Genomic DNA, 26,992 nt, shown 5'->3' with positions numbered 1-26,992 from the left:
CGCGAACCTTTCGTGAAGTTTATTGCAAAACCATGGCCTTTTCCGGGCAGATCTCCTGGCAGCAGAAGCAGGTGACACAAAGGTCCATGTCCACCTGGGGCAAATCGTCCAGCATGGACAGGGCCTGGGCCGGGCACTGCTCCACGCAGGTGCCGCAGGCCGTGCAGCCATCCGGATCCGCCTGGGGCGTGAGCCGGGTTTTGCTTTCCAGCATTTCCTGGACTGCCGGGTTGTCCTGGATGGCCTCGCCGCCCAGGGGGGGAAGCTTAAAGTTTTCCAGGGTCACCAGATGGCCATCGATGTGAATCTCGTCCATCCTCCAGGTGCCCAGACCGGCCTCTGCGGCTTTCCTGAGAAACCGCAGGCGACCCGGCTCCAGGCCCATCATGGTGGCCATGACCGCGTCCAGAGCCACGGCGTTGTCCGCAGCCAGGATCAGGCCAATCTCGCGCAGTTCCGGTGATGCCGGTCCGTTGCCCTCCATTCCCACCACGGCATCCACGATGAACAGATCCGGGACCCTCAGCTTGAACACCTCCACCACCAAATCGTGAAATCGGTCCGGATTGCCGGCGATTTTGTGCAGACGGGCCTTCTGGGCACCGGGCAGAAACCCGTAGCTGTTCTTGATGGCACCGGTCATGACCGTGAGGCCGTGGGTTTTGAACTTGGGCAGGCTGATGACGACGTCCGCCTCGAGGATGGCCCGGGAAACGTTCACCGTCTCCATGAAATCCGGGTTAAAGGGGCGGGAAACGGCATCGAGGCCGATGTTGCGGTATGTGCCCCGGGCAGCGGCCATGAGGCCGGTCTGCTCGAAGGCCGCTTCATTGGCGCCGTAACTGAAAAGGCCGGGGTTGTCGCCCACGATAATCGAAGCCGATCCCAGGGTTTCCGCCTTATCTACCACGGCAGCCAGTACGGCCGGGTGGGTAACGATGCCTTCCGCGGCTTCCGATCCGCGCAGTACGTTGGGTTTGATCAATACCTTTTTGCCCCTCAGATCCTGTGGGAACAGATCAAACGCCTTGTCTATGGAGGCACGAACGGTATCATAGGTTGCCGGGTGGATCATGACTTGATGCATGGGGAGCCTCCTCATTCTGGCATGAAAATTTGAAATCAATAATGATTTTTATCACGGCTGGCCCGGATTCTCAAGCAGGTGTGGGGGGGGTCGATGCAATAAGCGTGATTGAACAGCGCCACCGGGATTTTGTCCGGCTCCGGGTGCGCTGTTCGATCTGTTTAGCCCTTGGGGACATTTTTTCCATAAAGGATCCGGCCCAGTTCCCGGTGGGTGAAATAGGGGTCGTCGTTGCGCAGATAAGGCAGCAGAATCCGTTTCTTGCGGACAATGTCCCGGGAAATATCCGCGAAGATGGCATCGGGATCGAACAGGGCCGCCGTGATGATGGCCTGGCCGAAAGGATTGATGATCTCGCTGCCGCCCCAGAAACGGAAAGGGTTTTCATCGACCGCCGGGGGGGCCGAGTCCTTCTGCTCGCCGTCGTCGGACCGCAAATCTTCAAAGACCTCACAGCCGACCCGGTTGGCGCACAGGTTGTAGACCCCGAAGACCCGGGAGTAGAATCGGTTGATGATGTTCCAGCTTTCAATATTGGAAAACTCATTTCCCATGGATCCCCTGGAGGAGTTGAACATGGTGATGAAGATATCCGCCTTCTGGGTGACGCCTAAATACGGCAGGGAGGGGTGCCACAGGTCGTTGCAGATAAAAGGGGCGACGGTCAGGCCCTTGAGCTTGAAGACCCGGACATGCTTGCCGCCGGAGAAAATCTTGCGCTCTTCGAAGACGCCGTAATTGGGCAGGTTGAGTTTGCGGTAGGCGAACAGGATTTCTCCGTCCACGGCCACCAGTGCCGAATTGTAAAAATTCATGGCCTGGGACTCTTCGATGAATCCGACGACAGCCGCGGTGCCTTTGGTCGCCCCGGCCAGTCGCCTGATCTCCGGAGAGTCGATGCGCAGCGCCGCTTCGTGATATCTTTCCCGGACAAAATAGCCGGTCAGGGAAAGCTCGGGGAAGACCACCAGGTCGACCCCCTGCGCCTTGGCCGCTTCAATCTTGTCTATGGTGGCCTCAAGGTTGGTTTTGACATCCAGCAGGACCGGATCGGTCTGATAGACACCCACTTTCATTGATGTTTTCCTATTTTGATGTTGATAATTGAACCCTGCCGGCCGCCTGACCGTTCAGGCAACCCTTGCCCGGCATCCGTCGAAAATAGGATCGATGGATGCCCATTGGTCGGCCGACCAGATTTTTTCGATCAAATCGCTGGCTTTACCTTTACCAATGATCGGACCGGTCAGCCAGAGAAATTTTCCTTGCAGGTCCGCGTCCGAGGGCAGGGTATCCGGCGGCTCCCACAAGGCCTCGATACGGCCGGATCGAAAAACCTCACCGGCTGCGGTTTCGACAATGACTTCAGCAGGCGCCTTGGCTGGAAACTCGGCGTCAAACTCGTCGGCCACTTCTGTGGAGACCCGGTCCAGCAGATTCAGCAAGTCGGGATCGGTCAGGCGCGGCGGCAGGACCTGGCGAGCCCCCACTTCACCGTCCAGCAGGGCGGCAGCCACTGGAAAGGCCAGGCTGTACTGGGCCTCCTCCGTGTTGCGGGGATGGCCACTGGGCAGCCGGGTGGCCGCCTCGAAGGTGCGTACGCGGATACGCTTGATCTGGGCCGGTTTCAAGTGGTGATCCCTTACGATGTTGAGGGCGCCGGCCACCGCCGGCTGCCCCCATCGGCAGGCAGAATAAGGCTTGAAGTATAGGTTGAGGATCTCCCACCGGTGCCCGAGGTTTTTCACCCACGAATCGTCCAGTACGTCGTCGAACAGCGGGCAGATGCCGGTAAACCCGTCCCGGGCCATGACAGCCGACAGCACCGCCACCATGCATCCCCAGCCGATGCTGTCCTTTCCCATGGATGGGGTATCGATACCCTTCATCATGGGGGCGATGGGGGCGTGGTATTCGGCCGCGCCCATGGCGTTGAACAGCTGCACCGCAGTTAGCCCCAACAGCTTTCCGGCGGCAGCCGCACCACCGATGGCCCCCCAGCTTCCGGACGAGTGGTAGGCCTCGTAGGTGGCGTGGCGGATCACACCGGCGCGGATGCCCAGTTCATATCCCACCACCAGGGCGGTGAGAAATTCTGGACCGGTACACTCGCCGGCCAGTTGGGCGGCAGCCAGCACCGGTGGCAGCGCACATGCACCCGGATGTCCCTTGACGTTGCGGTAGCCGTCGTCGATGTCCAGCGCATTGCCGAAAAAACCGTTGGCCAGAGCGGCGCCGGCGGCGGATGCCCGCTGGCCGGTCACCATGATCGTGGCCTGATCGCCACCGAACTGTTCCATGGCCGTCTTACGCATAATATCGGCTACGGGGGTCTGCGATCCGGCGATCATCGCCCCCAGGGCGTCCATCAGGCAGCGCTTGGCCTGGTGCCGGACACCGGCAGGCAAGTCATCCCATCGGACGCCCAGCGTGAAGTCGATGGCATGTGAGGTCAATTCACCCATGGTTTCGCTTTCCGCATCCGCTTGAAAGGGAAAAACAGGGGAAGGCTGACCCGGCATGCCGGGTCAGCAACAGGGTTTCATGCCAGTTGCCGGTGAAAAACTGCCAAGTTGTCACATGTCCCTCCTTTCATCGTTACAGCAGGATGTTGAATTGTTCCCTCAGGGTACGATCGATATCGGCTGGGATGTAGGATTTTTCTTCAGCTGCAAGAATCTTGCGGGCGATTTTTTTCGCCCGCTCACGGGTGTCCATGGAGCCGCCTTGTTCCCACTGGTGGCGGCTTTTGCTATCGGTCACGCCATTTCCCTGAAAGTACTCACTGCGCATATATTTCATGGTATGGGGTGACATCATGAAGTTGCCCGCCGGGCCCACCGCGTCGATGACCTCCAGGGCCAGGTGGTCGGCGTCCACCTCGATCCCCTTGAGCACCTTGCAGGCCATGCCGATGATCTCGTCGTCGATAACGAACTGCTCGGGAGCCACCGTGAGCATGGATTCCAGCATACCGGCACTGTGGTGCATGTAATTGGAACCGCCCATGGCACCCAGCAGGATGGTCATGGCCTTCTCCCAGCCGGCCTGGGCATCGGGCAGTTTGGCATCGGTCAGCCCGGCGGAGTTATAGTTGGGGATATTAATGTGGGCGGCCATCTGGTGGATCGCCGCATTCATCATGCCACACTCCACACCGCCGCCGAGGTAGCCCATGGTGGTCATGTTGGCCATGCCCGGAATGCCTCCGTAGAGCAGCGGCGCACCGGGTTGGGTCAGCTGGCAGATGGTGATGCCCGCCAGCTGTTCGGCGTGCAGTTGGGCCAGGGTACCGGCCATGGTCATGGGGCCGGTGGAACCGGACATCGGTGCGGCGGACAGCGCCACAGGGATACCCTGCCGGTTGCATGCCTGCATGATGCGTGTGGACTGGGTGCACAGCTTCAGCGGTGAGATGGCAAATGACGTGATAATCGAGATAAAGGGGTGGGCCCGCAACTCTTCATTCCCTCCGGCCAGCATGGCCGCCATGTCGATGATGCGGTTCAGCCCCGCCTCGTCGTTGACGCCGCTCATGACATGCTTGCCTGTGGCCTTGAGGCAGGCGTAGAACATGTTCACATCGTAGTCGGCCTCGGGAATGTCCGTGGGGATGCAGGGGCGCAGGAAAAAATGAATGTGATCGAGCCTGTCCACCAGCCGCCCGAGGTCGTACAGGTCCTTGAGGGTTGACGACCGCGGCAGCCCGGTTTCCATATCGAGGATTTTGACAGCGGCTCCGCCGGTGCCCAGATGCACCTTGTCTTCGGTCAGGTCCAGGTCATTTTTCCCGTCGCGGGCGTAAAGGATCACCTGCGAAGGTGCTTTGGCGATCTCTTTGAGGATCAGTTCACGGGGAAATCGAATCCGTTTGATCTCCCGGTCAACCGTGGCGCCCGCGTTGGCAAGCATACCTACCGTTTCGCCCAAACCGGATTCATAGGCGATACCGGTCTTTTCGAGGATGGTCAGTGATGCGTCGTGGATGGTTTCGATGCCTTCGGGCGACAAGGGTTTGTAAATGCCGCCGCTGAGACCCTTCGAGTTCATTTCTCGTCTCCTATTGATTTTATTAATAGATCGGTGGAATTTTTCCATCGGCAATCCGCAAAAGGGGGTCGCCCCGCAAACATGCCAGCCCGAAAGGCCTTGAGATCGTTTATGCAGAAGTGGTCCCGGCCGGCCAGCGGTTCCGCCGCGATGATAATGGCCATCATACGCCTGCCCATCCCTTTGCCGATCACCCCGTCAATTCCTTTGGCAGCCGCCATGATCATGGTGTGATACTTCTTTTTTCCGACCGTGGTTTTCTGGTTTTCCGATTTCAGGCTTCAGCCTTATGGCTTTGGAGCCATCAATGTATCAAATAAATGACTGTTGTCTGCAGAATTCAAATGATTGGTTATCTTTCATATGAAATAATCAAAGTCAATTAAAAAAATTCCATTCATTCCAATTTTTCGGTCTGCTTGCCAAGATAAAAACAAAGATCGATTTTAGATTAAAAAAAATCGAATGAAAACAATATAAAAATTGATATCAGGGGTATTTGTAATTTTATTATTGCGCTTTCGCGGTTGCCTGTGATTTGGTATCAAAAATAGTCATATGAAAGAAATATCGGCTAAAAGCCAATGAATGGTTTTATTACTTTGAATGTTTTTCATTCTTCAAAGAGTGGAGGTTCCCTGTGACAAGGCCGAAGCTGCACCCCCTGATCGAGAAAATTTCGGAAAGCATTGGGGGGCTCACGCCCAAAGGGCGTATTCTTGGGGAGTACATCACATCCCAGCCGCGCAAAGCGGTATTCATGACCACCAAGGAACTGGCCGAAACCTGCGAGGTGAGCGAGGCCACGGTGGTACGATTCGTTTCCGGCATCGGCTACGACCGCTACAGCGATTTTCAACAGGCCCTGCGGGATTTCGTGGACACGGAACTGACCCTGCTGGATCGGTTGGACATCGCGGACATGAAGGCGCCCGGCGCCGTCCGATTCCGGAGAACGGTTGCCGAGGAAATCGACAATCTCCAACAGCTTTACAACTCCCTAGACGTCGAGATTATGGAAGCGGTGGTGAACGTTCTGGACCGGCGGGTGCCGATTTACGTCATCGGCTCGCGACTCTCCTATACCCTGGCCTATTATATGGGCTGGGCCATGACCAAGGTCCGCGAAAACATACAGATCATGAAAGGCAGCGACCGCACCACCATCGACTGGCTGACCATCGCCCCGGCAGACAGCGTGGTCGTGATCGTGGCTACTTCCCGTTACCCCAATGAGTTGATTCGCCTGGGCAAATTGGTCAAGCGCCTGGGGCAGACCCTGGTGGTGATCACCGACAGCGCCTCCTGCCCGGTCCTCCAATTCGCCGACCATCACCTGATCGCCGCCTCCAAGCATATCCCCTACCTGGGCAGTCCGACCCCCATGTCCTGCCTGATCAACTACCTGGTCCACGAACTGGCCAGCCGGCAAGGCGATGTCCTGAAAGACCATCAGGCCAAACTGGAGCAGTCCTACTGGGAAAATGATGTGCTGTTCAACATGAAGGATCTTGATGGCAGAACGCCGGAGTAAACTTCGGGTTGAGGACGGATAAAAGCGTTCAGAAACTGCTCAACGGCATCAATCCATAGGTGGCTCTCGCCTGATCGCAAAGCGCATTGACCGCGTTGTTTTCCCCTACAGCCAAAAACTTCCTGCAGTTCGTCGGTCGCCGGTCATAAATGGTGCAGTGGACAGACCGGTCGATTTCTCCGATTAAGGCCTGGCAGCGGATCGGCCGCTTCTCGGTACCCTTCATGGCCGATCTCGTTTCATCCAATGAAAAGGCCAGATGGGAGGGAATCACGCCGTCCGGAAAATTGTCCGTCTCGTGGCTGTCGAAAGATACCCGGAATAAGGCGCAACAGGCACCACACCGCATGCAGGGATTCTGTTTGGACATGGGCTACCATCTGATGAGAGGGTGATATGGCTCGCAGTCGTGACAACTGCCGCCGAAATCAGATGGTGACCCGGCGCTGGAATCAAGCGTATGGGGGGCCAGCCGATTCGGAAAGATAGCTGCTGATAAGCAGGTTGTAGAATAGGACAATAGATAGATTAAAGCAACCGGTTTCACGGGCGTCAAGGTCAATCAGGCCAAAGCTTTCCTCCGACAGCCCCGTTTACCCCGAATCACCGAAGCACCTGCCGATGACTCCATCCCTCTGCTTTTGGCCGGATCGGATAAGTCCGTCACCAATTTGATCCGCAGGGACCGTAATGATAGGGTACAAGGATGGGCTCAACCGGTCAGAACCATAATGGTCAACTCCCGTGGGCCGTGGGCTCCATGAACGAGGGTGGCCTCTATATCCGCCGTTTTACTGGGACCGGTAATAAAGGTCATGCAAGGGGTAATGCCTTCGGTCTGCTCGTTGGGGTTCCATTTCAGCAGCGCGTAAAGCTCATTGAGATTCGAGAGAATCTGTTCCAGCCGAATCACAGCGATATGGATGGACGGCAGCAGGGAGACACTGCGAGGCTGGCCGGGGCGGGTTTTCATAGTGAGCGTCGCCGTTTCGGCAATACAGTAGTCGGCAGAGGTGATGCCGATAAAGGCGCCTTCAGCGTGTTTACGAAACGCCTTCTGCCGGTCGGCCGTCCCGGGCTCGATATCCGGAAAATAAACAGGTATGTCTAAAGGTCGAAGACAGGCGGCGATCGCCAGTTGTCTTACTATCGGATGCTCCCAGGCGACCGCCGCCTTCCGGTCACCCCATTCGGCGCTTTTCTCGGCGGCTATTTCGGAAATCGAGGCGGCGGCCGAAACCGCGTCTTTTTTTACAAGGACGTCTACATTTACACGCTTGCCGGCTTCAATGAGCCTCGCCAACAACGCTATATGAGCGTTGGTGTCCCGGACCGCAATTTTTTCCAGAACCCTTGAATCGTCAGCATCCGGCTCCATCTGGATGATATCGTCCAGTGACCGTTCACCAGGGTCTTTCCGGTTCAGCGCCTTTCTGACATTTTCTAAGAATTCAACCCGTCCGGATGACTTCATTTCCTTTTCCTGCGTGCACCGTCGTTGTTAAATCGTTGGATGAAACTTTGGGATGCCACCTGTCTCAGGTCGCGGCTCAGGGTCCAGCCCTTGCCGGCAAAGGGAAGGCAGCTGAGCATATTCTGTTTTCCGGGCAGAATTTTTTGACCGATATAGGCGCATTTAAGGAAAATCTCGTAAAGCGTCCGGCTGCGGATCAGGTAGGACCACATGGTGAATGCAGCCTGTTCCGCCCTGCTTTTAATTTTCACATCCCAGGAGGCATCCCCTTCGGCCAGTTTCGCACGAAGCAGAAGAAGCATTCGGGGGATATTGATATTGACCGGACAGGCTGGCATGCAGGCACCGCACAAAGATTCTCCCAGGCAAAGATCACAAGCCGGGTTGATGCCCTTGAGTAGTGGGGTGACCACCGCCCCAACCGGTCCCGAATAGGCGGACCCATAGGCATGTCCGCCAATTTTGCCGTATACCGGGCACACGTTGAGACAGGCCCCGCAACGGATACAGCAGAGCATCTCCCTGAAATCCGTATCCGCCAGGATGCGACTGCGGCCGTTATCGACGATAATCAGATGAAACGCCTCGGGGCCGTCGATGCGCCCTTTTTCTCCGGGGCCTCCGATGTAACTCACGTAGCCCGCCATGTCCTGTGCCGCCGCTCCCATGGAAAGAAGCCTGAAGAGAATTGCGTGGTCTTTGAGGTCGGCAACGATTCTCTCCATGCCCATGAATGCCACGTGAACCCGTGGCAGGGTGGTGGCCATCCGGATGTTGCCTTCGTTGGAAAGGGTGGTGATATGCCCGGTCTCGGCGCAGGCAAGATTGCATCCCGAGATCCCCATATCCGCTTGAAGAAACTTTTTACGCAGGGCTTGTCTGGCGGCAAGCGTCAACGTGGGCGGGTCATCCGTAAACGGTATACCCAGTTTATCCCTGAAAAGGCGACCGACCGCTTCCCGGCTCTTATGGATGGCCGGGGCGATAATATGAGATGGTGCTTCACCGGCAAGCTGAACGATGTATTCACCCAAGTCGGTCTCCACCGTTTCAATACCGGCGGCCTCCAGCGCCGGGTTGAGCCCGATCTCCTCGGTGAGCATCGATTTGCCTTTGACCGCCATAGACGCGCCATGCAGCCGGGCAATCTCGATGCAACGACTGACGGCAGTCCGAGCATCGGGGGCAAAATGGACATGGCCCCCGTTCTTCTCTATTCTATCGGCAAGGGCTTCCAGGAGGATATCAAGGTTGTCAATGGCCTTCATCCGGATATCATGGCCCTTGAGCCTGAGTTCCGGACCTTCCGGGAATCGGCGATAGCCGTCGGCCGCCCCCCGGCCGAGACGCTGCTGAAGGTTGGCCAGGGCCGCTTGCAGCACCGGATCTTTGATTGCCGCTTCCGCTCTAATTTGATAGGTTGAAGGCTTCAATTGGCTCTTTCATTCATCGATACAAAGCACACAAAAGCTGACGAGGGCGTCCGTCCATGGAAAACGGTGGGATTGGACCACGGTCAACCGGCCAGCAGTTGCGCTAGGTGCATCGTTTTCACCGGCGACCCGGTCCGGCTCAGTCGCCCCTGGATGTTCATCAGGCAGCTGATATCGCAGCCGGCAACGGTATCGGCGCCGGAGGCAATAATGTTGCTTATTTTGTCGTCAACCATGGCAACGGATATTTCCGGGTATTTAACAGAAAACGTACCCCCGAAACCGCAGCATTTGTCTGCATCTCTCATCTCAATCAGTTCTGCGCCTTTGATCTTTCGAATCAGACGCCGCGGTTGCTCGGCGACACCGAGCCCTCTTAACAGGTGGCAGGAGTCATGGTAGGTCACCTTGCCGTTGTAAGAAGCGCCGACATCGTCGACCCCGAGGACATCAACCAGGTATTGACTGAGCTCAAATGTTTTTTGACCGACACTCACGGCCCGGTCAAACCACTTTCCCCCGTTGTCAAAAAGTTCCGGATAGTGGTGCCTGACCATACTGACGCACGATCCGGAAGGACACACGATCACTTCGGCATCCTCGAAGATTTCAATGAATCGCTTCGCCGCAGCTCTGGCCGCCTTGCGATAACCGGCATTGAAGGCCGGCTGCCCGCAGCAGGTCTGATCTACGGGACAGATCACCGACAGGCCGAGTCGGTTAAACAGAGCAACCACCGCCTCACCCACTTCCGGATAGAGGCCGTCCACCAGACATTGCACAAAAAGAGTTACGCGCATGGCAAAAAACTTTCAGACACAGAGATATTTATTACGGACCGCTTCATTGCAACGCAAATCATCACGGGTGCCGTGACACTGGATGGCCCCGTTGTCGATGACATAGCCACGGTCGCTGAGCCGCAGGGCGACCTCAAGGTTCTGCTCCGCAAGAAGAACAGTAAGCCCGCTTTCCTTAAGGCGGGCAATCTGCTCTTCAAGCATATTCACAACCAAGGGAGCCAGTCCTTCCGTGGGTTCGTCGAGCAGAATAAAATCCGGGTTGGTCATGAGTGCCCTCGCAATGGTTAGCATCTGCTGCTCACCGCCACTGAGAAATCCGGCCCGCCGGGCATCAATCCTCCTTAAAGCGGGAAAAAAATTATAGACCCGGTCTTTGTTCCATCCGCCTTCGTGCACATTCCGCTCGGAGATTTCAAGGTTCTCGCCGACGGTAAGATCGGCGAAAACCCGGCGGTCATCGGGAACAAAGCCGATGCCCATGCGGGCCATCCGATACGGTTTCTGGCCGGTGCAGATCATGCCTTTAAATTCAATGGTCCCCTGTTTCGGAGGCGTTAACCCCATAATACTTTTCATGGTAGTGCTTTTTCCGGCGCCGTTTCGCCCGAGCAGGCAGACGATTTCTCCCTGAGCCACTTCAAGGGAAACGCCAAAAAGAATGTGGCTTAGCTGATAGTAGGTGTGAATTTTATCTACACGGAGCATTCGTCTGCTCCTCCAAGATAGGCTTCGCGCACCAGCTGGTTGTTGCGGACCTCATCAGGTGGGCCCTGGATGATCGTTCCCCCATGCTGCATCACCATGATCTGGTTGGCAATGGAGAACACCATGCCCATGTCGTGTTCGCAAAAAAGGATCGTCAGGCCCAGTTCCCCGGACAGCCGTTTCATCAACCGGAGCGTCACCGCCGTTTCTTCGGGTGACATGCCGGCGGTGGGCTCGTCGAGGATGAGCAGTTCGGGACGGTTGCCAAGGGCAATCCCGATCTCGAGGACTTTCTGATCTCCGTGGGACAGTGCTCCGCTGGTCATGTCAGCCTTGTCGAGCAGGCCGACACTGCCGAGTATCTGCCGGGTCTCTTCGACTGCCATGAGTTTGGCCGGCTTGAAAATATTGTAGGTTTTCTTTTGGTAGGAAAGAACGGCGACCTGGACGTTCTCAAATACGGTCAAGCGGTGGAAGATATTCACCACCTGGTAGGATCGACTGATGCCTCTGCGGCAAACCTGATGGGGCGGCAGACCGGCAATATTCTCCTCCTTGAACCAGATGGCCCCTGAAGTCGGTGCCAACTGGCCGCAAATCAAGTTGAACAAGGTGGTCTTGCCGGCGCCGTTGGGTCCGATCACGGCGACCACCTCTCCCGCTGCGACCTTGAGGGTGGCGCCGTCTACCGCCATGAATCGATCGAAGGATTTCTTCAGGGACTCCACACGGAGCATTTACCCCTCCCTTTTTCCGGCAGAACCGGCCTTTTTGAGAAACAGGCCGAGAACACCTTCCGGCAGAAAAAAGATGAGCAGCATTAAAACGATGCCCAGAATCAGGGTCCAGTATTCCGTGTAAATCCCGGCAAATGTTCTCAGGCTGATGATAATCGCGGCGCCCAGCGCAGGGCCAAGAAAAATAAACCAGCCGCCCAGCAGGCACATGATCAGAATCTCCAGAGAGAGGGTCCAGAACATCAGATCCGGGAAAACGGAGCCTTCAACGGTCACAAAGAGCGTACCGGCCACCCCTGCGAAAAAAGCGGCGATCGTCTGGCCGGCGAGTTGCTGTTTCTGGACATTGACACCGACGGCCCGGCATCGTTCAGGATTGTCGCGGATTCCTTGAAATATCCGTCCGAAGGGTGAATTGACGATCATATACATCAACAGCAGGCAAGTGACCACCACGATCAAATTAAAATAGTACGCCCCGGTGGATGACCCGAGCAGATCCGGCAGGGGGATCCCATGGATACCATCATCGCCGCCCGTAAAAGCATACCAGCGATAGGTGATGGCCCAAACCAGAGATCCAAGCGAAATTTGCAGCATGCCAAAGTAAAGCTGGTTCAAACGCACGGTGATCAGCCCCATCATCAATCCGAGCGCAGCGGAACAGATAGGGGCGATCACATAGCCCAGCCACAGGGGAAGACCGGATTTAATGACAAAAAGTGCAAAGGCATATGCGCCCACCCCGTAAAAAACCGCATGATGAAACTGGTACATGCCCCCGTACCCAAGCACCATATTGAGACTGGTAGCCAGAAGCACGATCGCGAAGATCATCGCGAAAAGGTAGACGTAAAACCGCGGCAGGAACTGGGGCAACAGAAGGAAGAGCGCCAGCATGAGCATACCGGTGATGGTTGTCTTTACGCCGAACAGGGCTTTAAACACGATTCACGCTGCCTACCAGGTTGATTTGAGAAGGCCTTTCGGGCGAAAAAGCAGTACGGTAACCACCGCCACATACGGAAAGACGATGGCAAACTGGGGCCAGATCAGGATCCCGATCGAATCGGTCAGGCCGAAAATCAGTGCGCCGAGAAGGGCGCCCCAGATATTACCTAGACCACCGATGATGACAATCAGAAAGGCCTCGATGATGATGGCGTGATCCATTCCCTGGGTGATGTTCTGGGTGGGGGCCACCAGCGCGCCGCCCAGGCCCGCCAGATAGCAGCCGATAACGAATACGGCGGCGAACACCCAGCTGACATTGATGCCGATGGCACCGACCATCTCCCTGTCAACGGCGGCGGCTCGCGCAATTTTTCCGATCTTGGTTTTGTTGGTCAGAAACCACAGGCCGGCTGCCACCAGGGGGCCTATGATCAACAGAAACAGATTGTAACGCGGAAAAGGAAAACCGGAGATGGAAAACGATCCCTGCAGAAACAACGGCGCGATCAGGCTTCGGTAATCCGAGCCCCACACCAACTTGACCATATCCCCGATCACGAGCGAAAAGGCGAACGTGAACAGCAGGAGCATCATGTGTTCGCGTTCATAAAGGTGACAAAACAACCCCCGCTCCACGAGGAAACTTAACAGGGCGACCACCAACGGCGCGACGATCAAGGCTACCCAAAAACCCAGAGTGCTTTGGCCGAAAACCGTGGCAACGCTGTAGGTGAGAAAAGCGCCGGTCATATAAAGAGATCCGTGGGCGACATTGGGGATCCGCAGGACACCGAGCACAAGACTCAGGCCGGAGGCCACGATGAAGAGGATGGTGGTTCGGCTCAGACCGACCAGTACCTGCTGTACCAGTGCGGCCAGGGTTATATTCGCGGCCAAGGTCATAGCCCACCCATACCACGCAGAAACTCAGGGACCGGGAGAGGCCCCCCCGCCCGAAAGTCAGTGTTCAACAAATAGATGCCGCTATTGATTTCTGGCCTTTTTGATCTCTTCAATCGAGGGCATGACGTCTTTACCCGGTATGATCATGATATCGGTCGCGATCAGGAAATCGTACCCTGCCACTTTTTTGGTCACGCCCATAAACATCGGCAACATGGCCTGATGATCGTAGGCACGCATGGTGACCTTGCCGATCGGGCTGTCGACGGTCATGCCCTCCACATTGTCGATAAATTTTTCCGTGTCGAACGCCCCGGTTTTTTCATAGGCGCCAAAGATGTACTTCGCAGTAAGCAGACCGTAGACGGCCCCGACTGCGGGTTTGCGATTGTACGCTTTTTCGAAATCGCTCACAAATTCCTTGTTTTCAGGTGTTTCCGGATAATAAAAAAAGTAATTGGAGGTTCCGATGACACCTTCAGGAGCCTCGAGGCCAAGCGGCTTCAGGGTGGAAAGTTCCGTGGCGGTATGCATATAAAATGGAACCCGCTCGTTGAATCCGGTGGCTTTGGCGGCTTTGAGGAAGGGGACGCAGTCACGTCCGCCGGTGGCGATGATAACGGCATCGGGCTTTGCGGATAGAATCGCGGTGATATAGGGGGTAAAATCGGGTTCTCCGACCTTCCACCACGACTGACCAAGGAGCTCGACGTCGGGTTTCATTTTTTGCAGGTTGTCCCACACCCCGTCTGCAATGGCGTGCCCGTATTCATAGTCATCCCCGGCAATCCAGTATTTCTTGTAGGGCTTTTGGGCCAAGCCGACGGCCGCAGCTTTACCGGCCAGGGCGGTATTTTCCGTAATCGAGAAAACATACCGATGCCCCTTTTCCCCGGTTATTTTTGCGCTTTTAGAAAAGGTAGCAAAAAAAGGTACCTTCTCTTTCTTGCACATGTCGGAGATAGCCAGGGCCAGGGCGCTGTTAATCGTGCCCATGAGGACATCGACATTCTCCCGGTAAATCAATTCCTTGGCGGCAGCCAGGCCGATATCGACCTTGAATTTGCTGTCCCGGGTGAGGACTTCGATCTTACGTCCCAATATCCCCCCGCCGGCATTGATTTTTTCAGCCTCCAAGTTAAAAGCGTCGCGCACATCATTGGTGTAGGTGCTGGCCGGGCCCGAATAGCAGTCAACGATTCCGATCTTGAGCGTATTCGCCGCGTGAGATGCAGGTGCAAACACAAGAAAACATGCAATGATCATGATCGAAAGACAGACGTTGAAAACAGAACGCTTTTTCATAATCCCCTCCTCGTTGGGTTAACGGTCACCTGATCTCTTCATGCGGTATTGATGTGTGTTTCTTTACGATGGGACGAAAGCAAACGAACTGACTAAAAGGGCAGCGGCTGAAATGCCTCTCAAATTCATCCAGATGGCATATCTGAGAAAAATGTCCAGTCAGCACCGGGGTTGATTGCCTATTGGAACCACGGCTACTAAAACCGCTTCAAGGTGTCAAGAATAAACCGGTTTACACCTTGGCCAGGGCCTGTTCCAGGTCGGTGATGATGTCTTCCGGGTTTTCCAGGCCCACGGAAAAACGGATCAGCCCGTCGTCGATGCCGGCGGCCTTGCGTTCGTCGGGGGTCAGGTGCTCGTGGGTGATGGTGGGCGGGTGCATGCAGATGGATCGGCTGGTGCCGAAGGTGACCGCGTGAACAACCCGTTTAAAACTGTTCATCACCGTGGCCGCCCCCTGCATGCCCCCGGGCGCCACGAAGGAGAGCAGTCCGCCGTGGCCGGACATCTGCCGGCAGGCCAGCGCGTGTTGAGGGTGATCTTCCAGGCCCGAATAGTTGACCCGCTCCACCTTGGGATGAGCCTTCAGGTAGCGGGCCACGGCCAGGGCATTGGCACTGTGCCGCTGCATGCGCATGGAGAGCGTCTCCACGTACTGGAGGGTCATCCAGGCTTCCATGGGCTGCATGATGGCGCCGATGAACTCGGTGGTGTTCCAGCGGATGTCCTCCACCAGCGGCTCCGGCCCCACCAGGGCGCCGCCGAGAATGGTGGCGTTGCCTGCCATGAATTTGGAAATGGAGAGCATCACCATATCCGCACCCAGATCCATGGGCCGCTGAAGCGCGGCGGTAGCCGTGGTGTTGTCCACCATCAACGGTACGCCCTTGGCATGGGCCACGTCGGCCACGGCCTGAATGTCGGTGACGAAGAGGCAGGGATTGCTGGGGGTTTCCACCCACACCAGCTTGGTTTTCTCGTCGATCCGCTCATCCCAGCTGGCCGCATCGGCCGGGTCTTTCACAAATCTGAATTGAACGTTGCAGCGTTCCGGAAAGATGGTCACCGCCTGCTTGTATCCTTCACCGAAGACATTGAGGGAGGTGACCACGTTGTCGCCGGGTCGGGCGATCGTAAAGATCAGGTTGAACAGGGCCTGGGACCCGGAAGCAGCCGTCAGACAGGATTCGCCCCCTTCCAGAGAGGCGATGCGCTCCTCCAGCACCGTGTTGGTAGGGGTGCGGGTGCGGCCGTATACCGGGCAGGGAATCTTGTCGAAGGTTTCGTAGGGAAAGGTTATCGACTGCACCAGCGGCGGCACGAAGGACCTGAAGTCGTTCTGGTTCTGCATGGGGTTGAATCCGGCGTGCAGGGATCGGGTTTCGAAACCGCCGGCGGCATCGTCGCGGATCGGCCGGGACACCTTTTTGTCGTAGATCCAGGGTTCCCTGAGAAAAAAATGCTTGTCGTCGGACATGGTTTACATCTCCTGTATGTATCAATGGCGCTGGATTAATCTAAAAATAGTATTTTGATGCACGATCACGGCAGAATCATGTTTCACATAGGAGGCATGCTTTGGTATGCCGAGGATGTGAAACATGAATCCGACAAAGTTATTGGCCCAATAGACATTTTTAAGCCATCTTTACTTTTTTCCGTCGATCCAATCCTGTTCCCGCTTCACGATAGCTTTGATCTTCTCTTGGAGCTCTTCGGGCAGCGGTTGGACGGTGTGTGTCTCCAGAATCCGGTCCACTTCAGCGGCAGCCTTGTCTTCCAGGGTCAGACAGCCCTTTTTCTCCCATTGGGAATAGGGTCCCTTGTCGAACAGCTTAGAGTAAAACGGCTCCTTGTAATGACGCATGGTATGGGGATGCTGCAGGAAGCTGCCCGTGGGTCCCACTTCGTCGATGGCATCCAGGGCCAGGGTCTCGTCATCCACGACGACACCCCGGGTGGCAGCGCGCAGAAATCCGATGGTCTCGTTGGCCATCACCTGAAGCTGAAGGGATCCCTGAAGGCCCGAGTCCATAAAACCCACGTCGTGAACGATGTTGGCCCCGTGAAGCAGGGCGGTCATGAGGCTGATGGTGCATTCCATACCGGCCTGGTGGTCCAGTACCTTGGCATCGGTGGATCCGCCCAGGCCGAAAACGGGCAGGTCGTAATATTTACCCATGCTGGTAGGCACACCTTGCTCGTCGGCCAGCACGTAGTTACCCACCATGGTTTTCAAGTTATAGGGGCCGCCATTCCAGCCCGGCACGGCAATGGGCGATCCTTCCCGAACCAGTTGCGAGAGAACGACGCCGAGCAAAATACCGGCGTTCATGGATGCCATGCATCCGGCGGTGGTGGCCGGTGAGTTGACTCCGCCCGCATTCAGGGGAATCCACAACTGGGGCAGCCCCTTTTCCGCCAGGTATATGCACTTTTGCAGGGCTTCCTCGTTGGCCACCAGCCCGGAGGTCACGTTAATGTAGCAGGTGGCGAACGGATATCGCCGGAAGGCCTCGGCTCCGCCGGCCACGGCTTCACACATCTCCACGGCCGCCACACACCCCTCGAAATCCGGCGAGACAAACACAATGGGTTTGGTGGTGTGGTTGAGCATCACCTCCATCTGGTAACGATCGTAGATACGCTGGTCCACGTCCTTGGGCAGGAACAGCGACATGACGAAGTCGATTTCGGGCAGGAAATCCATCACCTTGGCCGCGGCCTCGACATCTTCGAGCACCGGCGGCCGACGTTTACCCGTGCGGTGGTCCAGAACCGTCAGGCAATCCGAACCGCCGCCATAATAGGTGTTGTATCCCCAGGCCCGGATGGCTGGTTTCTTATGGCGATTGTACAGGGTCAGGCGTCTGGGCGCCAGGGCAAGCGCCCGGGTCACCATGTGTTCGGGGATGCGGATGCGGATGCCGTCGGCAATCGCACCGCCGGCCACCAGAATCTGGCGGGCCTTTTCATCGTGGACATCCACGCCGGTTCGCTCCAGGATCTCCAGCGTTCCAATGTGGATGCGGTCGCATTCCTGATGACCCATGCGGGAATAGCGGGCACTGGTCATACGGTTTTCATGGGTTGGTATCATGCGTCACCTCATTTTGATATATCAATTAATGTTTAAGTTGTATCAATTACTATTTTATGGGAATTTAAATGTCAATTTTATTGTTGCACCTTTACCGGTTATTGATATTAAAAAGAACCTTTCGAATAAGAATGAAAAAAATTGAACAAGGAGTCCTTGATGCCTCAAAAAACCAAAGCGCGGACATCCAAAACCGATATTTACGCCACCTTGAGAACTGAAATTATTTTGGGGCACCGCAAACCCGGCGAACGGATGGCCATCGACGACCTGAAAACCCGGTTCGGTACCAGCGTGACCCCGGTTCGCGATGCGTTGCAGATGCTCAACCAAGAAGGGTTGATCACCATCAAGCCCCGCTCCGGATATTTTATCACCCAGATCACCTTAAAAACGCTGAGTGACATGCTGGAACTTCGGGAAATCCTGGAAGTGGCCGCGGTGGAGCGGGCCGCGCTGGCCATCACCGATGTCCAGCTGGCCGCACTCAGGAACGTACACGCCGGTTACACCGGAGACGACGACCAGGCTTACACCCGTTACACCGATGAAAATCGGCGATTCCACTATCTGCTGGCCCAGGCATCCGGGAACCAGGAGTTGGCCCTGGCCCTGAGGAGCCTCCATGATCGGTTGGCCCGATTCATGGTGATCCGTCATGCGGGAAAAAGCCTCGAAGAAATCCATGCCCGACTGGTCGAACGGCTGCATGCCCATGACGTCACCGGCGCCAGGAAGGCAATTCTGGAGGAGGTGGAGGAGAGCCGGCGGGCCATTATGGACCGTATCATGCAGGAAGAAGCGGCTTATTGGCATGTGGGGACGGGAGGAGACAGGGAAAACGGGAAATGATGCTACGGAATCGAATCATCGAAATCATTGAATCGGCGGTTGAGAAAGCCAGCGCACAAGGGGACATCGTATCCGCCTGGAAAAAGCCGCTGGCAGGCTTTGCCGATGCCGGAGATCCGCTCTTCGCCGAACTGAAAACAGCCGTCCGCCCTTCCCATGGACTGCCCAGTGACCTTTTGCCGGGCGCCCGCACGGTAATCGCTTATTTTCTGCCCTTCGATCCGGCGATCCCCCGATCCAATCACCGGGGGGATTTCAGTTCCGAGGTATGGGCCGTCGCCTATATCGAGACCAACCGGCTGATCGCCGGCATCAATGATCAGATTACCGGACTTTTAGAGGAAAAAGGATTCCGGGGTACCCGCCTGCCGGCCACTCACAATTTCGATGAAGAGCAGCTCATGAGCGATTGGTCCCACAAGCATGTGGCCTTTATTGCCGGCATTGGCAGTTTCGGACACCACCATATGCTTATCACGGATAAGGGGTGCTGCGGACGGCTGGGAAGCGTGGTCACCGATGCCGTCGTCTCACCAACCCCGAGAACCGGCCGGGAACGCTGCCTGTTCAAATACGACGGGACCTGCCGCCAATGCGAAAAACGCTGCCCGGCCAAAGCCCTTGGGGGGGATCCCTTCCGCCGCCACGCCTGCTATGACCGTTTGTTGGAAAACGCCCGCCTGCACGAACGTCACGGTCTGGCCGATGTCTGCGGCAAGTGCGCCGCCATCGTGCCCTGCTCGTTCACCGATCCGGTAGGATCGGTTTCCCGAAAAAAAACTTAAGAACGCTGAAAATGCAGGGCAAGCGGTCTATCCGACTACATGCCGCAGCGAACAAAGCGGAAATGGTGGCCCTTTGCTTCGCCTATTTGTGTCTGTTGCGGGGTGGGCGTGGAGATCTGCCCCCGGCACTGCCGGCGACAGGAGTCGGCCACCGGACCACCGGCCGCCCCAAAGGAAATGGTGACGTTGGATGCAAAACCTTAACCTTCGGGATAGAGGGTCAGGGTTCCCTCACCGAGGATCGCCAATCAGGGTCTGAATGGCATGGCCCGGGACGGTGAGCTCCGCCCACACGCCATCGATGCGCAGGGCCGCGGAGAGGGGCCGATCCCAGCGATTGCAGACGACCAGCACCAGGCTGCCGTCCGGGTTCCGGGCGGCGACGCTTTCCAGGCCGTTGCCCGCCTGGGTGCTGTACAACCGGCGAGCGCCGGGCAGGATGTAACGGCTGAAATGGCCGATGTACCAATAGGAACTCTGCCGGGTCCAGGTGCCCCGGTCGGTGTCGACGATGATCGGCGCATCGCACCAGTTGCCGACGTGATTCGGGCCGCCGTGCCGATCGAGCGCCAGGTTCCAGTCCAGCCAGCCTTCGGTCCAGTGGTTAAGATCGCCGATGATATGGTGGGCATAGCGCTCACCCCGGTCCCAGCGGCCGAGCCTGACACCGCCCTCCCAGCACCCCTCGGTGAACAACAGGTGTTTGTCGGGAAAGGCGTGATGCAGCCGGTCGAGATTTTCGAACTGGTCGCCGCTGTACCAGTGAAACCCCGTGCCCCAGACGTACCGCGCGGCATCCGGATCGGACAACACGACCTGTGCCCGCTGGTAGACCGCGTCGCGGTTGTGGTCCCAGACGAGCAGCCGCTGGCGGTCCAGACCTGCCTCCTGCAGCGCCGGACCGAGGTGGTCACACACGAAATCACGTTCCTCCCGGGCGGAATAGAGGCACGACTCCCACACCTGTTTAGCCGCCGGCTCATTCTGCACGGTCAGGCCCCATACCGTAATCCCCGCCTGCTGGCTGCCCTGGATCCAGTCGCACAGCGCCTGGGCCCAGGTATCGCGCCGGCTCGGCAGCAGGCTGCCGCCATGATTCATCTGCCCACTGGTTTTCATCCAGGCGGGCGGACTCCACGGAGACACCAGCAGACGAATCGGGTCGCCGGCGATGCGCTGGGCATGGCGGATCGCAGGAAAGATGCTCTGCTCATACCGGCTGATATCGAGCGTTGATTCCGGCCCCTCCCAGCAGGCCCAGTTGCCCAGGCTGAAATCACAGGAATTGACGTGCGTGCGCGCCATGCGGTAGCCGATGCCGTCGCCGGGATGGAAATAAGCCTGCAGAATCGCTTCGCGCTCGTCCTCCGGCAGGGAGGCCAGAACGGTGCAGGCACTCTCGGTGAACGCTCCGCCGAATCCGAGGATCTCTTGGCACTGTCCTGCGCTGTCGACGTCGATCAGCGGCAATCGGGGCCAATCGCTTCGATCGATTACCAGGGGGTCGATATCGCTCAGGCGATGCCCGCTGTCGCGGGCAGTCTGGATGCGGCGCAGGTGCGTCATAGGATCTCCGTTGATTGTCACCGATAGCTCAGGGCCCGACCATCGGCCTGGAACAGATACAGACGGGTCGGATCGATGCCAACGGTGACCTCTTCGCCGGCATGCAGGCGATGGTCGGCGTGCAGGCGGGCGACCACCCGCGTACCATCGCGCAAATCGAGATACACCATCTGTTCGCGGCCGAGCAGCTCGGTCAGCACGACCCGGCCATGCAGCTGCTGGCCTTCTCCGGCCAGATGCGGGTCGACCACGTCCTCGGGACGCAGGCCGACCTGGGCCACCAGACCGGCGGCACCGGCAGGGTCGTCGAAGCGCGCCTCGAGACCCTGACCCAGCGCGAGGCGCTCTCCGGCCAGGGTCAGTACCAGGCCATCACCGGCGGGCGCGATCTGCGACGCGATCAGATTCATGCTCGGCGAGCCGATGAAGCTGCCGACGAAGGTGTTGACCGGTCGCTCGAACAACTGCTGCGGGGTGTCGACCTGCTGCAGATGACCATCCTTGAATACCGCCACGCGATCCCCCATGGTCATGGCCTCGACCTGATCATGGGTGACATAGACCGTGGTAGTGCCGGTGCGCCGCTGCAGCGCGGCGATTTCGGCACGCATCTGCACCCGCAGCTTGGCGTCCAGGTTGGACAGCGGCTCATCCATGAGAAAGGCCACCGGGTCGCGCACCAGGGCGCGCGCCATGGCCACCCGCTGCCGCTGCCCGCCCGACAGGAGACCGGGCTTGCGCTGCAGCAGCGGCTCCAGTTCGAGCATGCGGGCCACCTTGAGCGCCCGCGCCTTGACCTCGGCCGCCGGGACCTTGGCCATGCGCAGGGGAAATTCGATATTGCCCTGCACCGTCTTGTGCGGATAGAGGGCGTAGCTCTGGAAGACCATGGCGATGTTGCGCGTCCGCGGATGCAGGTCGTTGACCATTTCCCCGTCGATGAGCAGATCGCCGCTGCTGATGGCTTCCAGGCCGGCGAGCATGCGCAGGGTCGTCGACTTGCCGCAACCCGAGGGACCGACCATGACCAGGAATTCACCGTCCTGGATCTCAAGGTCGAGGTTGTACACGGCCTGAAAGCCGTTGGGATAGATCTTGTTCACGCCACGGAATGCGATGTCCGCCATTGGTTATCCCTTCACTGCGCCCTTGGTCAGCCCGGCGATGAACTCCTTCTGCAGGAGGAAAAACAGCATGACGACCGGCAGCACCGCCAGCAGGGTGCCGGCCATCATTGCGCCATAATCGGCCTCGTAGACGCCGACCATCTGGTTCAGGCCGATCGGCAGGGTGAAGCGGTCGCTGCTCTGCAGAATGATCTGCGGCCAGAGGAAACTGTTCCAGGTCCCCATGAAGGCGATGAGACAGAACGCGCCCACGATGGGCCGGCTGACCGGCATCACCACGTGCCAGAAAATCTGAAATTCGTTGCAGCCGTCCATGCGGGCGGCCTGCAGCATCTCGTCGGGAACCGACAGCATCGACTGGCGGAACAGGAACATGCCGAAAACGTTGACCATGCCCGGAACGATCAGTCCGAGATGACTGTCGATCAGCCGCAGGTGGTAGATCAGCTCGTACATCGGCGCGAGCAGCACGGGGCCCGGAATCATCATGGTGGCAAGCATGACGCCCATGATCGCCTTCTTGCCGGCAAACTCGTACTTGGCCAGGGCGAACCCGCCCAGGGAGGAGAAGAACAGCTGGACGATGACCGTTGCGCCGGCAACGAAGAAGCTGTTCATCATGAAGCGCAGGAAGGGCATCTGCTCGAACAGACTGGGAAAGTTCACGATCGTCAGACGGTCGACGGGCGGCACGAAGGCATAGGCCTGGAAATCGGCGTTGGCCTTGAACGCCGAGACCACGAGCCAGGCGATGGGCACCAGGCACCCAATGGAGAACACCACGAGAAGGCTGTAAACGATGACCCGTCGCATGTCAGCGGCCCTCCTTGCCGGTGCCGGTGATACGCAGCTGGATCAGCGACAGGATCAGCACCATGCCCGCCAGGGTCCAGCCGATGGCGGCCGCGTAACCCAGGTCGCCACCCAGAAATCCGTTCTGGTAAAGGTACATGACAATGGTCAGGCCCGCCTGATCGGGCCCGGAGCTGTTGCCCAGCAGGAGAAAGGCCAGTTCGAACAGCTGGAACGATCCGATGGTCGAGAGCACCACGACGAAGATCAGCACCGGCTTGATACCCGGAAGGGTGACATGCCAGAACTGCGACCAGCGGCCGGCCCCGTCGATGGTGGCAGCTTCGTACAGCTCGCCGTCGACGGACTGCAGGGCGGCCAGGAAGTAAACCATGTTGAAGCCGGTGCAGAGCCACAGGGCCACCATGATGAGCGCCGGCATGACCAGTTCGGGCGTCGACAGCCAGCGCGTAGTCAGCGGCAGGCCGAACAGGGCGTGCAGGCTGGCGTTGAGCAGGCCGAAGCGGGGCGCCAGGATCAGCATGAACAGCAGGGCGGAAAAGACCAGCCCCATTAGGTTGGGCGAGAAGAAGATGAAGCGGAAGACGTCGCGGCCGCGGACGTCGGGGCGGTTGAGCAGGATCGCCAAGCCGAGGCTGAGCGGCAGCTGGAGGGCGACGCTGCCGGCGGCGAAGGTGGCGGTGTTGCGGAAGGCGGTCCAGAAATCGGGGTCCCGCAGCAGGTACAGGTAGTTGTCCAGTCCGACGAAATGCTGGGCCTCCGGCCCCGAGGTGATGTAGAGCGACAGGATCATGCTGCGCACAATCGGATAGGCACCGAAGATCAGGAAGCTGATCACGAAGGGTGCCAGAAAAAGGTACGGCGCGGTGCGGGCATTGCGCATCTGCATGGTCACCTCCCCGCATCCCAGTCGGGTTCGCGCTGCATCTGCCGGCGCACGTGGTCGGCGGCCGATTTCAGACGCTGGCGGACGAAGGCCTCGAATCCCGCCGCCCCGTGGGAACGGTACTGGCCGTAGCAGGCGACAATGGCCTCGTTGAGCTTGGCCTGGGCCACCGGCAGGAAACCGCTTGAGTAGAAGGGCGGCACCTCGTCGGCCAGGGCGATGAACTGCTCGCCCAGCACCTGGTTGCCCCAGTACGGCCGCGCTTCGTGGTAGGCCGGGTCGCTCCAGGCCTCGCGGTCCGGGGTAAGGATGTTGGTAATCCGGAACAGCCGGCCGTGCTGGGCCGGCGAGCCATAGTAGATCTGCCGGGCGAACTGCCAGGCCAGCCCGGGGTCCTTCGCCGAGCGCGCGATCCCCAGCATGGTGCCGCCCATCTGGCTGGTGCGCAGTCCGCCTGGCGCAGGTGCCGGCAGGGGCACGAGGCGCAGTTTGCCGGACAGCTCCCCGGCAAAGGCCTCCAGCTGCGATGTGCGCCAGTCCGGACAGAGCGCGGCGATGTAGAACCCCTCGATGAAGCCGCGATAGAAAGACGGGTCCCAGTTGCCCAGGGATTCGGCCACCTTTCGGCCTTCCGCCTCGGCGACCAGCGGGATCATCCAGGTCATGGTCCCCACGGCGACCTGGTCGTCCATGCGCAGCTCGCCGCGGGGGCCAAAGATGCCGCCGCCGCGCTGCATTAAAAAGATCTGGAATGCCCAGGCGTCGCCGTACTCGACTTGCAGCAGGTAGCGCTGGTCGGGGACGAGCAGCCCGTGCAGTTCGCGGAAGTAGTCGTCCCAGGTCGCCAGGTCTTCCATGCGCAGGCCGCGCCGGGCCAGGTAGGGATCGACAATATCGGCGCGGTAGGCCAGCATCACCGGATGGATGTCGTGGGGCACCCCGAAAATGGCCCCGCGGTCGGTGTAGGCAGCCAGTGCGTTGGCCGGAATCCGGTCGAGGATGCCGTCGCGCTCCAGAAAGGGTTTCAGGTCGAGAAAGCCGACCTTGTCCAGCGGCCCGCGGAAAAACCCGCCGGCCGCGCTTTTTTCGATCTCCACCAGGTCGGGAATGTTCACCGCCGCCCACAGCGCCGAGCGCAGCTTCTGGTTGACAGCGTTGTAGTTGATCAGCTGGACGTCGACCGTGCGGCCGGTCATTTTCGCAAAACCGTCGGCGGCCGTTTTGTAGGCATCGGCGTGCAGCGGGCCGAATACCCACATGGACAGGTTCGCATGCCCGCCGCGCACCGGATTGACTAGCAGATAGAGGCCGGCGAGCAGGCCCATGCACGCAATGAGCAGGGGCGCCAGGCCCAGGGGCATGTCATCCAGCCAACGCCGAAGGGGGCCCCGCGCCGTATTATCGTCCTTTTCCGCCTGCATGCCCCCTCCTTGTCCGACGGGGTCGTGGGAAAGCCAGCGTCCGACTGGCGGAAAACATCACCCGCCGCGGTCTGGCAAACGGCAGCGCTCACTGAAACCGCGGCGGTAGCCATCCTCGCTCGACGCACTCGCGAAAGCACCACGCCGGCGTGGTCTCGGTGCGGTAGCTCCAGAAAAACCAGCCGCGGTAGCGCTCGAAGGAAAGCAGCTGCGCGGCGCCGTAGGCACGATAGGCAACGTTCTTCTGGAACGCATCCATGTGCTGGAGGGCGTGGTCGAACGGCCCCTCGGCCCAGAGCGAAACCACCTTGAGGTCGAGCCCCAAACTCCATTCGCCGACGATGGCGGGCAGCCCCAGTCCGCGCTGGATCTCGTCGGCCTCCTGACGCCGCAGGTCCCCCGCCTTGTGCAGGTGGCCGTGGATGTCCATGTCGAGGTCCTCACGTTCGAAGCACTGGTAGCGGTGCACGTCGAAGATCACGTTCTTGAACGCCGGCGGCAGCATGAAGTCCAGGTACTCGCGGTGCGGCCGGAAGCCGTCGTGGAAGACGACCGCCACGCGTTCCGGCGGGCAGTGGGCGCGGACCGCCTCGTAAGCACGCCGGTAGTAATCCTTGAGCAGCGCCGTGGGCACATCCCAACGCGGTTCGTTGAGCAACTGGATCGCATAAAGGGCGGGAGAGCTGCGGTAGCGTTCGGCGAGCCGGCCCAGCAGCGAGACCGAATGCGCCAGGTATTCCTCGCGCGTATGCCATTCGCAGACGCCCATGATTCCACCGTTGTCGAAACCGTTTTGGCAGCCGGGCGCCGCATGAAGGTCGAGCGTGACGCAAAGGCCGAACGCCTCGGCCCAGCCAAGCGCGCGGTCCAGCACGTCGATGCCGCCATCCACGAAGGGATGGGGGTCGGCGCCGTACTTTGGGTGATACGGATAGGGAGGTCCGAAGATCCAATGCCCCAGCGGGATGCGCACGGCGTTGATGCCGACGCCGGCCAGCCACGCAAAATCCTCGCGCGTGATGAAGCGCTCCCAGTGGCTGCGCAGCCGCGTCGGCGCGTCACCTCCCAACTCCGCGCACCAGGTGGTCTCGTCGGTGGCGGCGAGCCCCTCGAAGAGGCTCGGCGTCATCCATTTTTCAAGAACCAGCCAGCCGCCAAGGTTGACACCGCGCAGGCGGGTGGGTGGGATTGCAGTAACATGATCCGGCATCGATGCCGCTCGCAGTCCCATCGGTGCTAATGTTGAGCCCGGTTCGGGTCTTGCCGATGGACAAAACCCGCTATGGATGGCAGAGCCGGCCCGAAGGCAGGATGGTGGTCCGGCCGCTTCAAAAAATAGAGGAAGGCTGCTTTTCCCCCGCTACGGTCAGGCCGGCAGCTGATATGGCTTGGAAATACGAACTTTAGTCACCCATTGCGCAACGACGAGCAGCTGAGTACGTTCTTTGGAGAATTGG

General features: G+C 58.6%; 25 protein-coding genes. 3 read left to right on the top strand and 22 right to left on the bottom strand.

Annotation, left to right across the window (positions count from 1 at the left end; genetic code table 11):
* Window positions 1-19 precede the first annotated feature (19 nt).
* From ACHZBS_RS13925 to ACHZBS_RS13905, 5 genes are all read right to left on the bottom strand, one after another.
* Window positions 20-1,087: a DUF362 domain-containing protein gene (locus ACHZBS_RS13925; protein WP_319407119.1), complete on the bottom strand. Its 1,068-nt coding sequence runs from the start codon at window positions 1,085-1,087 to the stop codon at window positions 20-22.
* Between the two features lie 161 nt (window positions 1,088-1,248).
* Window positions 1,249-2,163, bottom strand: coding sequence for a nitrilase-related carbon-nitrogen hydrolase (locus ACHZBS_RS13920; RefSeq protein WP_319407118.1), 915 nt, complete (start codon window positions 2,161-2,163; stop codon window positions 1,249-1,251).
* A 54-nt stretch (window positions 2,164-2,217) separates the two neighbouring features.
* On the bottom strand, window positions 2,218-3,552 hold the full coding sequence (locus ACHZBS_RS13915; protein WP_319407117.1) for an MmgE/PrpD family protein: 1,335 nt from the start codon (window positions 3,550-3,552) through the stop codon (window positions 2,218-2,220).
* Window positions 3,553-3,685: 133 nt separating this feature from the next.
* On the bottom strand, window positions 3,686-5,137 hold the full coding sequence (locus ACHZBS_RS13910) for a trimethylamine methyltransferase family protein (RefSeq protein ID WP_319407116.1): 1,452 nt from the start codon (window positions 5,135-5,137) through the stop codon (window positions 3,686-3,688).
* Window positions 5,134-5,358, bottom strand: a complete 225-nt coding sequence (locus ACHZBS_RS13905; RefSeq protein ID WP_394707989.1) for a hypothetical protein — start codon at window positions 5,356-5,358, stop codon at window positions 5,134-5,136. The genes ACHZBS_RS13910 and ACHZBS_RS13905 overlap by 4 nt, the downstream gene beginning before the upstream one ends.
* Window positions 5,359-5,777: 419 nt before the next feature.
* On the opposite strand from ACHZBS_RS13905, the gene ACHZBS_RS13900 reads away from it, so the two are divergent.
* Window positions 5,778-6,671, top strand: coding sequence for a MurR/RpiR family transcriptional regulator (locus tag ACHZBS_RS13900; protein WP_319407114.1), 894 nt, complete (start codon window positions 5,778-5,780; stop codon window positions 6,669-6,671).
* Window positions 6,672-6,699: 28 nt separating this feature from the next.
* Here ACHZBS_RS13900 and ACHZBS_RS13895 read toward each other — a convergent pair whose 3' ends face one another.
* The 11 genes from ACHZBS_RS13895 to ACHZBS_RS13845 form a co-directional block, all read right to left on the bottom strand.
* Entirely contained in the window at window positions 6,700-7,041 is a 342-nt protein-coding gene (locus ACHZBS_RS13895; protein ID WP_319407113.1) for a YkgJ family cysteine cluster protein, read from the bottom strand.
* A 342-nt stretch (window positions 7,042-7,383) separates the two neighbouring features.
* Window positions 7,384-8,145: a lactate utilization protein gene (locus ACHZBS_RS13890; protein WP_319407112.1), complete on the bottom strand. Its 762-nt coding sequence runs from the start codon at window positions 8,143-8,145 to the stop codon at window positions 7,384-7,386.
* Window positions 8,142-9,578, bottom strand: coding sequence for a LutB/LldF family L-lactate oxidation iron-sulfur protein (locus ACHZBS_RS13885; RefSeq protein ID WP_319407111.1), 1,437 nt, complete (start codon window positions 9,576-9,578; stop codon window positions 8,142-8,144). The genes ACHZBS_RS13890 and ACHZBS_RS13885 overlap by 4 nt, the downstream gene beginning before the upstream one ends.
* Window positions 9,579-9,661: 83 nt before the next feature.
* A complete protein-coding gene (locus ACHZBS_RS13880) occupies window positions 9,662-10,378 on the bottom strand; it encodes a (Fe-S)-binding protein (RefSeq protein ID WP_319407110.1) in 717 nt (238 codons plus the stop codon).
* A 12-nt stretch (window positions 10,379-10,390) separates the two neighbouring features.
* Window positions 10,391-11,086 (bottom strand): ABC transporter ATP-binding protein, encoded by a 696-nt coding sequence (locus ACHZBS_RS13875; protein ID WP_319407109.1) that lies wholly within the window; start codon window positions 11,084-11,086, stop codon window positions 10,391-10,393.
* Window positions 11,074-11,823: an ABC transporter ATP-binding protein gene (locus ACHZBS_RS13870; RefSeq protein ID WP_319407108.1), complete on the bottom strand. Its 750-nt coding sequence runs from the start codon at window positions 11,821-11,823 to the stop codon at window positions 11,074-11,076. Before ACHZBS_RS13870 ends, ACHZBS_RS13875 begins: the two co-directional genes overlap by 13 nt.
* Window positions 11,824-12,771, bottom strand: coding sequence for a branched-chain amino acid ABC transporter permease (locus ACHZBS_RS13865; RefSeq protein ID WP_319407107.1), 948 nt, complete (start codon window positions 12,769-12,771; stop codon window positions 11,824-11,826).
* 12 nt (window positions 12,772-12,783) lie between these two features.
* Window positions 12,784-13,674 carry a branched-chain amino acid ABC transporter permease gene (locus ACHZBS_RS13860; protein ID WP_319407106.1) on the bottom strand — a complete coding sequence of 297 codons (891 nt, stop codon included), beginning with the start codon at window positions 13,672-13,674 and terminating at the stop codon, window positions 12,784-12,786.
* Between the two features lie 87 nt (window positions 13,675-13,761).
* A complete protein-coding gene (locus ACHZBS_RS13855) occupies window positions 13,762-14,985 on the bottom strand; it encodes an ABC transporter substrate-binding protein (RefSeq protein WP_319407105.1) in 1,224 nt (407 codons plus the stop codon).
* A gap of 232 nt (window positions 14,986-15,217) precedes the next feature.
* Window positions 15,218-16,462, bottom strand: a complete 1,245-nt coding sequence (locus ACHZBS_RS13850; protein WP_319407104.1) for an aminotransferase class I/II-fold pyridoxal phosphate-dependent enzyme — start codon at window positions 16,460-16,462, stop codon at window positions 15,218-15,220.
* A gap of 171 nt (window positions 16,463-16,633) precedes the next feature.
* Window positions 16,634-18,085, bottom strand: a complete 1,452-nt coding sequence (locus ACHZBS_RS13845; protein WP_319407103.1) for a trimethylamine methyltransferase family protein — start codon at window positions 18,083-18,085, stop codon at window positions 16,634-16,636.
* 159 nt (window positions 18,086-18,244) lie between these two features.
* On the opposite strand from ACHZBS_RS13845, the gene ACHZBS_RS13840 reads away from it, so the two are divergent.
* Both ACHZBS_RS13840 and ACHZBS_RS13835 read left to right on the top strand, forming a co-directional pair.
* Window positions 18,245-18,937, top strand: a complete 693-nt coding sequence (locus ACHZBS_RS13840; protein ID WP_319407102.1) for a GntR family transcriptional regulator — start codon at window positions 18,245-18,247, stop codon at window positions 18,935-18,937.
* Complete coding sequence (locus ACHZBS_RS13835; protein ID WP_319407101.1) at window positions 18,934-19,722, top strand: hypothetical protein; 789 nt, start codon at window positions 18,934-18,936, stop codon at window positions 19,720-19,722. The genes ACHZBS_RS13840 and ACHZBS_RS13835 overlap by 4 nt, the downstream gene beginning before the upstream one ends.
* Window positions 19,723-19,953: 231 nt before the next feature.
* On the opposite strand, the gene ACHZBS_RS13830 is transcribed toward ACHZBS_RS13835, so the two are convergent.
* The 6 genes from ACHZBS_RS13830 to ACHZBS_RS13805 all read right to left on the bottom strand — a co-directional run bounded on the left by ACHZBS_RS13830 (window position 19,954) and on the right by ACHZBS_RS13805 (window position 26,745).
* A complete protein-coding gene (locus ACHZBS_RS13830; RefSeq protein WP_319407100.1) occupies window positions 19,954-21,288 on the bottom strand; it encodes a glycoside hydrolase family 30 protein in 1,335 nt (444 codons plus the stop codon).
* Window positions 21,289-21,305: 17 nt separating this feature from the next.
* The gene (locus tag ACHZBS_RS13825) at window positions 21,306-22,415 is read right to left on the bottom strand and encodes a sn-glycerol-3-phosphate ABC transporter ATP-binding protein UgpC (RefSeq protein WP_319407099.1); all 1,110 of its coding nucleotides are present in this window, start codon (window positions 22,413-22,415) and stop codon (window positions 21,306-21,308) included.
* A gap of 3 nt (window positions 22,416-22,418) precedes the next feature.
* Window positions 22,419-23,228 (bottom strand): carbohydrate ABC transporter permease, encoded by an 810-nt coding sequence (locus tag ACHZBS_RS13820; RefSeq protein WP_319407098.1) that lies wholly within the window; start codon window positions 23,226-23,228, stop codon window positions 22,419-22,421.
* A gap of 1 nt (window position 23,229) precedes the next feature.
* Entirely contained in the window at window positions 23,230-24,117 is an 888-nt protein-coding gene (locus ACHZBS_RS13815; RefSeq protein ID WP_319407097.1) for a sugar ABC transporter permease, read from the bottom strand.
* Window positions 24,118-24,119: 2 nt separating this feature from the next.
* Complete coding sequence (locus ACHZBS_RS13810) at window positions 24,120-25,535, bottom strand: extracellular solute-binding protein (protein ID WP_319407096.1); 1,416 nt, start codon at window positions 25,533-25,535, stop codon at window positions 24,120-24,122.
* Window positions 25,536-25,623: 88 nt separating this feature from the next.
* Entirely contained in the window at window positions 25,624-26,745 is a 1,122-nt protein-coding gene (locus ACHZBS_RS13805) for a glycoside hydrolase family 5 protein (protein ID WP_319407095.1), read from the bottom strand.
* Window positions 26,746-26,992 lie beyond the last annotated feature (247 nt).

It is taken from the genome of uncultured Desulfosarcina sp., assembly GCF_963664155.2.
Lineage (GTDB): Bacteria > Desulfobacterota > Desulfobacteria > Desulfobacterales > Desulfosarcinaceae > Desulfosarcina.
This window is presented reverse-complemented; position numbering and strand designations above follow the sequence as displayed.